This window comes from Succinimonas sp., assembly GCF_045225735.1.
GTDB lineage: Bacteria > Pseudomonadota > Gammaproteobacteria > Enterobacterales > Succinivibrionaceae > Succinimonas.
This window is the reverse complement of the sequence record NZ_JBGVBR010000271.1, coordinates 1-7,354: the sequence shown is the minus strand read 5'-3', so window position 1 is coordinate 7,354 and position 7,354 is coordinate 1. Positions and strand designations below refer to the sequence as shown.

Here is a 7,354-nt window from a genome sequence, read left to right as displayed (position 1 = left end):
GCGATTAATCGCAGGATAGTTTCCCGGAGCAGTGAGATTAATTGCATTTATGCCCGAATAATTCGGGAGGCTTTCCGATATTTCAGATGAGGCCCCTCCGCGGGGCGGAGCCGCCCCGTGCCTTCCGGCGGAACCGGACGCTCTCCGGGGCTGAACCGATGCCCGGTTCGGAATCAGAATCCTCCCGGAGCCGCATTCCCCCCGAAAACAAAAAAAGGCATGAATCAGGGATCCATGCCAACAACAGGAAGTAAGAATAGTTAGTTTCTTATAGTTATGTCTCCTTCATGGAAAATCATTTCAGGGTCTGCTGCACAGTCTCGTAGATTTCTCCGTTGAGACCGTAAGGATTAATGCCGCGCTTGGCTTTGGGCTTTTTGTAATTCTTATTCTTGGAAATAAGACTGTAAAGCTTTTTGCCGTCCCACTTGGCAGCCTCCGGATCCTTCGACCAGCAGGCCCGGGAGAGATTGTCGATCTCCGTCTTGGCCTTGCTGTAGAAGGGGAGCCCGGTGAGACCCACAATGGTCTTGTCAGGCCAGCGCTTCTGCGCCCATTCCAGAATGGCGGCGCGGCACTTAATGGGATCGTCCTTTTTCCAGGAGCGGGCAAAGTTTCTCCAGTAGCCCATATAGTCGGCCCGGAGATGGAGCCAGCCGTAGATGCCGCTTCTCCTGCGGTACATGATGACGCTGTAGACCAGGAAGAGGATCAGCACGACGCCGGCGATAATGCCCGCAAAGATCTTGTAGGCGGTCTTGGGATCCCGGGGAATGTAGTCGCTGAAGCTGAAGCCGTTGATCTCATAGTTGGCGCCCAGCACCACAATGCTGTTCACCTTGCCGTCGTTGGGGTTCTTCCATTCCACCACGCTCTGATTGGCCACGAACTTGGTATGGTTTCTCAGAGGCACAAACACCTGCTTTACCACCCGGGTGGACTTGAGCTTCTTGTCCCGCATGAGCTGCTCGGTTTCCACGGTAACGTCCTCGTAGTAGTCGAAGTCGTTCTCGTTGAAGTCCGGCACCGGCACCCGGGGGAGCTGGGACAGACTGTTGTTGGTGGCAATGTAGGTGACGGTTCTGGTGATGGGGTCGCCCACGTGGATATTTTCTTCGGCGGGATTCCACTTCACCGAGATGCTCAGATTGTCGGAAACAATGAGATTCTCCGGGTTGGGGCCCACGGTAACGGTAACGGGCTTGGCTCCCTGAGTGAACTGGCTCTGACCGTTGCCGGTAATGACATAGCCGGAGATGCTGGGAGGATTAATGGTGATTTTGCCCTCCTGCCTGAAAATGGCCTTGTATTCCCGGATGGTGGTCTTGTAGAACCGGTTGCCGGCGCTGGCGCGGCTGACGGTTCTTTCGGCGAAGAGCTCAAAATGCACGCCTTCTCCCTGCGGGGGAGTGTAGGTGGTGATCTTCACCTGGGGGAGATTGTCCACCTCAACGCGGTACATGGCCAGCTGGTTCTTGACGGGGTTCTGGGCGCGGAGCTGGGCCTTGATGAAATTTTTGGCCCGGAGACCCTCGGCCTGCTTGACCTTGATCTCGAACTTCGGCGTGGCCAGATCTCCGGCGGCGCCTACGGGCATGGCGGGGATCTTTATGACGCCGGCTCGGTTAGGCACCAGGGGGATAACCCACTGGTAGGTGTAATCAGCCGGACTGGAAAACCCCACGCTGCCCACGGAGAAGTCCTTGTTCAGCACGGTGTAGTCGAGATCCGCGCCGGTCACCGGCCGGGGGGTAGTGAGATTTATGAACAGCCGGAAGCCGGTGCCGTCATGAAACAGCACAGTCTTGTCGGTACTGATCTTGAAGGTGCTTTTTGCGGGGGCGGGAGCAGCCTGCCCCGTCTCATCGGAAGTGCTTCCGGCCGCAAACGCCGCATCCGCCGCTCCCAGGCCTCCCAGGCCGAGAACAGCAAGGAGCATGACAGAAAAAAACTTGCTGACTACCATAACTGCTCCAGATTTCCTTTTGCTTTTTTCTTTTTCTGCTGAAGAATAAACCGTTTCTGAAGGAGACTGATGCGCTCCCCCGGATCCACCATTACCGTGCTGGTATCAGCGCTGGCGGTGTTCAGGGACTGAGCGGAGCTTTCATCAATCACGTTAACCTGACGGGCTTTATTGATTTCGTCCAGCTTGCGGAGATGCTCCAGGATGACGGACTTGTTGTAGCTGGCTTCGGCATGCTCCGGATTGAGCTCCAGAGCCTGTTCGTAGGCCAGAATCGCATCCTTGAGCGCTCCCGGAGTGTTCATGTGGGCAAAGCAGTTGCCGATGTTGTACTTGGCTTCGGCATCGTTGTTGCCCAGGTTCTGGTATTCCTGCAGCGCCTTGTCATAGCGGCCCAGGCGGTACCAGGTATTGCCCCGCCACATGTGATCCGTCAGATAGTTCAGCGCCTTGTCGTACTGGCGATCCTTGTACAGGAGATAGCCGTACTCGTTGGGGTGCTTCAGGCCTTCGTCATCATCCATCTCGGTGACATCGGCCATGGCCGGAGCCGGCAGGGACATGGCGGCAGTGCCCAGCATCACCGCAAACAGCGCGGCGAAGAAGTAATTGCGCACGAAGCCGAATATCGACAGGAGGGAGATCAGCAGGAACAGATAGCCGATATCCTTGTTCTGGTACTTGCTCTTGGTGGTGTGCTGATACTTGGGATGCTCGTAGCTGTACATCTGCTCCAGGTGCGGGGCTTCGTCGTTGAACTCGTAGTAGACCTTGGCATCGGACTTCTTCACTACCTCCTGAATAAGCTCGATGTGGGATCTGGCCATTACGGTTTCGCCGTTGCTGTCATGCATGAGCTCGCCCTTGAAGCGCACCGGCTTGCCGCTGTTGGTGCCGATGGCGTAAATATACACCGGGTACTTGCAGCGCTTGATGAATTCGGACACGCCGATAAGCTCGTTCTCGTCCTTGATATCATCGGTGACCAGGAGGATGTTGCCCGGAGTTTCCGTTTCCGGACTCAGCTTTCTCTGGGATTCCGCTTCCCGATCCAGCACCTTTTCGGCTTCCTCGAGAGCCTGCAGGGGATCGGAGCCCAGCACGGGCATGATCTCCGGACTCATTTCCTGCAGGGAGAAGAGCAGGGTGGAGGTGTCGTCAGTCAGCGGAGTTACCACATAGGTATTGCTGGTGAAGCCCATAATGGAGATCCGGCGATGCTGCTTGGAAGCATTCAGAAGCTCGATGAGGCTGTAGCGCACTCTCTGGAACCGGCTGGGCTTGAGGTCGTCGGCCATCATGGAGGGAGAGGAGTCGATCAGCCAGACCCAGTTTTCATCAGTCTGGAAGAGATCGCTCTTCTGCTTCACGGCGGGGCCGGCCATGGCAATGACGGCAGCCACATAGGGGATCAGGAGCCAGCCGTACTTTTTCCAGAGCTTGGGCTTGGCAATGAGATCCTTTCTTTCCTCTTCGGTGATCTTCTGCACGCCGGGACGGGTTTCCTCCACCTCATCCTCGGATTCCGCATCGTTTTCATTAAGATGGGTGCGTCTCTTGGGAATCAGGAAGTTGATAATGTCTTCCTTGATAAAGCTCTGCAGCTTGTAATTCCTGGCGAAGTCAACATAGATGAAGATCAGCGGCAGGAGCAGGGCGCCCAGCATCCAGGGGCGCAGCAAAGTAAAATCAACCATTGATCCTCCTCACCTGAATAGCGGTTGCCAGAGCCAGAATGAGCGATATTAGAAGCGGGTAAAAATAAAGCTCCTTTTCCGGGCGGAAGGACTCGACATCGGACTCCGTAGCCTCCAGGAAGTTGATTTCCTGATAGCGTCCGTGGAGGGAACGGCTGTCCCGGGCCCGGTAGTAGGCTCCGTGAGTGATGTCGGCCACCTTTTTGAGAGTTTCCTCGTCAAGCTCGGCGCTGGGATCGCGGCTGTCCAGACCGCGGTCATCTGCGGTGAATACGCCGCCGCCGAAGCCAATGGTGTAGATCTTCATGTCCTTGTCCCGGGCAATGGAAGCGGCTTCCACCGGGGAAATGCCCTCGGCGGTATTGCGGCCGTCCGAAAGCAGGATCAGGATCTTCTGGTTGGTGCCGGCTTCCTCGAAGCGCTCGATGGCGAGGTTGATGGCGTCGCCGATGTTGGTGAGCTGACCGGCCATGCTGGCGTCAATTTCATCCACCAGCTCCAGAAGCGATTTCTTGTCAAAGGTCAGGGGAGAAAGCACGTAGGCATGATCCGCAAAAAGAATCACCCCCATGCGGTCATTGAATTTTTCATCCCGGCTTTCAATGAATTCCTTGAGCTGCTTCTTCACCACGGCAAAGCGGGAAATCGGCTTGTTGCTGTTGTCATACATGTCCTGAATTTCCATGGAATCGGAAATGTCCACCGCCAGCATAATGTCGCGGTGGGGGCGGTTGATGACAATCGTGGTGTCCAGATAGTAGGGCCGCATCAGCGCTATAATAAGAAATACCCAGGCAGCCATGGCCAGCCCGAACAGCTGATAGACCTTGTTCTTGGGCTCGTGCGGCAGATAATGCGGCAGCGAGGTGATGTAAATAAATTCGTGCTTCTTGCTTTTGCCGGGAAGAAATCTGACGATCAGGGGAAGAAAGACCAGCAGAAACATCCCCAACCAATGGAAGTTCAGAGATTCCATAGTCTTCTCCTTAGGTTGGCAAAAAGCCACTTTTTGCACTGAGAAATAAGCATTTTCTTTTCTTTTTCGTTGATGCCGATATTGTGGTAATCATAAATTACCTGATTCCAGGCAGTGGTAAACATCTCAAATCTGGTGCCGTTTCCGCCCCGGGCATTGGAGTTGTTCGCCTGAGACTGCTCCCGGCCGCTGGTTCTGGAGGCCTGATAGAGAGTGGCCACCTTTTCGAATTCAGAATCGCGGATCTGCTGTTCCATGTACTTGTTGCCGCTCTTGAAGGAGTTCAAAGCCCCGTTGGCAATGATATCCTTCTGCTGGGGCACTGAATCCGGACGATCCAAAAATTCCAGCCACTTTTCGCCGCAGAGCCCGGCAATGCGTTCCCGGGGATACATGATAAGGGCGGTTTCCTTCAGCCAGTAGTTCACCAGAGGCACAAAGGCCTCGCTCTTGATGTCGATCCGGCGCAGGCGCAGGTAGGCGACAAACAGCGGGAACAGGCGGTAAAGCACATAAAAAATCACCGCGGCCACGGCAATTCCGAAGACGATCCACAGCCACCAGAAGCTGTAATCCTCGGGGGGGACGCCCTCGTGAATATCCCGCAGAAGTGAAAAATCAAATTCCATTTACTTCACCTCGTTTTCTGAACTGCCGCTTTCATCCTGCTGCTCTTCCCTCTTGCCCAGGAGCGGGTCGGAGACATCGATGCAGATGTTTTTCTGAGAAGCTTCGGTAAGCATGCGGTTAATGTTGTGGATGCGGTGGACGCCGATGCGGCGGTAATTTTCTACAAAGTCCCGGTTCAGAGAGCTGATGTAGCCGTGGTTGTTTCCGGTGTTGATGCCCACGGTGCCTTTGCCGTCGATTTCCATTTCCAGCTTGTCGTAGATCTGATAGGTTCTCACGATATGAGACTTGTTCAGTCTGCGGAGATAAAGCCAGGCATTGTCGTTCAGACGGTAGAAATCGCTGATGATGTGAAAGACGCTGCCGGGCCGGGCGTGATTCACGAAGATCTCCAGGCCGTTGCTGATGGAGTAGTCGAAGTTCTGGCGCCGGAGACCGATTTGATAGGCCTCGTAAACCTTGCGGATCCAGGCCAGCATATCGCCGCGCATGCCCCCGGGCTTGTGCCGGATCGGGGTGTCGCCGAGAATGATCATGCCGCCGACCTTGTCCTTCATGTCAAAGGCCTGCCAGGCGCAGGAGGCCGCTATCAGGGCGGCGAAGCGCGCTTTGAGCTGGCCCTGGGATCCGAAATACATGGCCGGATCCAGATCCAGAATAATGTATACGTTGCGATCCCGCTCTTCTCTGAATAGCTTGGTAAAGGTCTTACCGGTGCGGGCGGTGATTCGCCAGTCGATGGTTCTGATGTCATCGCCGGGCTGGTAGGAGCGAACCTCTGAGAATTCCATTCCTCTGCCGCGGCTGTTTGCTCTGAGAAGACCATAGCGCTGACTGGCAACCATGATGTTGGGTAATAGCTGTGACAACGGAGGAACCAGCATCAGTTCCTCAAATTTAAGCTCAATCCCGTTTGGCATTGTTTAATCCTTCTGGTGCATAACGGTTTGTCACTGAAATAAATACTGCTGAGACAAAGAGAAGCAGAGTGTTGCCTCTGCTCCTCATGGTCTTATCCGCTCAGGCTACCACTACCTTCTTGGTAAGGAGCTCGATGACGCGGTTGGCATCCACACGGTCAGCTTCCGCTTCCATGGTCAGGAACATACGATGCCGGAACACCGGATACACGCAGTACTGAATGTCTTCCGGAGCCACGTAGCTGCGGCTGTCCAGCCAGGCGTTCACCCGGGCGCAGTTGGCCAGCGCCATGGTGGCGCGGGGCGATACGCCGCACGCAATCCATCTGGCCAGATCGGTGGAATCGTAGCTGTACGGACGGCGGGTGGCCATGGTCAGGTTGATGATGTAGCTCTCGAGAATATCGGGAAGCGTAACCTCAAGCACCTCTCTTCTGGCGGCAAACAGCTCGTTCTGGGTCAGCGAAGGCGGTTCCTCCCGGGCGGCGTTGCGGGATTCCAGGTGATTAAGCCTGAGAATCTGAAGCTCGGTGCCCTGATCCGGATAGTTAAGCTCCAGCTTCAGCATGAAACGGTCGAGCTGAGCTTCCGGCAGAGGATAAGTGCCTTCCTGTTCCAGCGGGTTCTGCGTGGCCATTACCAGGAACAGATCCGGAAGCCGGTAGGTCATTTTGCCGATGGTGATCTGTCTTTCGGCCATGGCTTCCAGCAGCGCCGACTGCACCTTGGCCGGAGAACGGTTGATTTCGTCAGCCAGGAGCAGGTGGTGGAAGAGCGGGCCGGGCTGGAACACGAAAGTGCCGTCCTGCGGGCGGTAAATATCAGTACCGGTAAGGTCGGCAGGAAGGAGGTCCGGGGTAAACTGAATACGGTGGAAACGACCCTCGATGCATTCGGCCAATAGCTTGATGGCGCGGGTTTTAGCCAGTCCCGGAGGGCCTTCAACAAGAATGTGACCATCAGCGAGCAACGCTGTAAGCAGACCGTCTACCAGTTCAGGCTGGCCGACGATGTTGCGGTTCATATACTCGCGAACCTTTAACACAGCTTCATTAGACATGAAAAAAAATCCTTTTTTTGGTTCTCGGCGGCAACCCCCGCAGAGCCGGTCATGCAGCTTTTGTCATGCGGCTTCGGCGGTTTTCGCCACAATATAGCGCATGCG

Annotated in this window: 6 protein-coding genes; all 6 read right to left on the bottom strand. The window is 55.3% G+C overall.

From position 1 onward, the window contains the following. Nucleotides 1-295: 295 nt before the first annotated feature. Nucleotides 296-1,966 (bottom strand): hypothetical protein, encoded by a 1,671-nt coding sequence (locus tag ACJROR_RS09835; RefSeq protein WP_406041991.1) that lies wholly within the window; start codon nucleotides 1,964-1,966, stop codon nucleotides 296-298. Further along, nucleotides 1,960-3,663, bottom strand: a complete 1,704-nt coding sequence (locus tag ACJROR_RS09830) for a vWA domain-containing protein (protein ID WP_406546925.1) — start codon at nucleotides 3,661-3,663, stop codon at nucleotides 1,960-1,962. Before ACJROR_RS09830 ends, ACJROR_RS09835 begins: the two co-directional genes overlap by 7 nt. Further along, a complete protein-coding gene (locus ACJROR_RS09825; RefSeq protein ID WP_406041987.1) occupies nucleotides 3,656-4,639 on the bottom strand; it encodes a VWA domain-containing protein in 984 nt (327 codons plus the stop codon). The genes ACJROR_RS09830 and ACJROR_RS09825 overlap by 8 nt, the downstream gene beginning before the upstream one ends. Then, nucleotides 4,627-5,268: a DUF4381 domain-containing protein gene (locus tag ACJROR_RS09820; RefSeq protein ID WP_406041985.1), complete on the bottom strand. Its 642-nt coding sequence runs from the start codon at nucleotides 5,266-5,268 to the stop codon at nucleotides 4,627-4,629. The genes ACJROR_RS09825 and ACJROR_RS09820 overlap by 13 nt, the downstream gene beginning before the upstream one ends. Beyond that, nucleotides 5,269-6,189, bottom strand: coding sequence for a DUF58 domain-containing protein (locus ACJROR_RS09815; protein WP_406546924.1), 921 nt, complete (start codon nucleotides 6,187-6,189; stop codon nucleotides 5,269-5,271). It lies immediately after the preceding gene. A 100-nt stretch (nucleotides 6,190-6,289) separates the two neighbouring features. Further along, nucleotides 6,290-7,249 carry a MoxR family ATPase gene (locus ACJROR_RS09810; protein ID WP_026297832.1) on the bottom strand — a complete coding sequence of 320 codons (960 nt, stop codon included), beginning with the start codon at nucleotides 7,247-7,249 and terminating at the stop codon, nucleotides 6,290-6,292. Nucleotides 7,250-7,354: the final 105 nt, after the last annotated feature.